Annotated in this window: 1 protein-coding gene; it reads right to left on the bottom strand. The window is 62.2% G+C overall.

What is annotated here, in order from left to right:
• Positions 1 to 883, bottom strand: an 883-nt coding sequence (locus tag LXM55_RS32330; RefSeq protein WP_233324201.1) for an RHS repeat domain-containing protein, incomplete at both ends; no start/stop codon positions are given.

Genomic DNA, 883 nt, shown 5'->3' with positions numbered 1-883 from the left:
CGATTGTAGTGCAGGCCGCTTTCTTCGTCGTAGTACTGACCCGGGAAGCGAATCGGGCAGGTGGTCTTGTTGATCGGCACCACGTTGCTGCTGGCGAACTCGTCATTCGCGGCTTGCCATAGTCGTGCCTGGCCCCAAACGCTGGGGCTGTTGCTCCAACCCAGTTCACCGCTTTCGTCCAGCAACTCCCGGGGTGTGCCGAGGTGGTCGGTGACGACGTACCAGAGTTTGTCGCCCTGCTGTTGCGCCAGTGGGGTAATGCCGCCAGGGGCGTAGCTCCAACGTGTTGCATGTTCGAAGGCAACGGTGCCGTCGGCGTAGATTGGCGCGGCCTCAAGCAGTTGTTCACCGCTCCACAGGTACTCTTCACCGACAATGTGTTTTTCGCTGTGGCCATAGCTCGTATCGTGGTTGTTGCTGCGGCTGAAGTTGAATTTGCGCATGCGGCGACCGAAGGCGTCGTACTCGTAGCGCCAGTGGTCGTTGCCGGGGGTGTACAGGTCGGTGAGGCGGTTGTCGCTGTTCCAGCGGTATTGCCAGCGCTGGGGGCGGAAGCCGGCGCGGTGCACGATTTTTTCGGCCAGGCGGCCGCAGGCGTCGTAGCGGTAGCGGTTGGCCCCGGACTTGACCACCTGGCCGCCTTTTTGCTCAGCATGAATACCCATGCCCTTGGCGCTGTGGATCTGGCCTTCGCTGAGCAGGTTGAGGGCGTTGTCGTAGCACCACTGTTGTGGCTGCCCCCGGCCCAGGTGCGCGGCGATCAGTTGCTGGTTGGCGTTGTAGCGGTACTGGCTCTGGCCCCAGCGGTTGTCGTCGATCTGGATCGGGTTGAAGGCTTTGTCGTAGCGGTAGTGGCGTTCGACAAAGGAGCCCGCTGCTCCGC

The sequence above is a fragment of the Pseudomonas sp. Au-Pse12 genome, from assembly GCF_021341665.1.
Classification (GTDB): domain Bacteria; phylum Pseudomonadota; class Gammaproteobacteria; order Pseudomonadales; family Pseudomonadaceae; genus Aquipseudomonas.
This window is presented reverse-complemented; position numbering and strand designations above follow the sequence as displayed.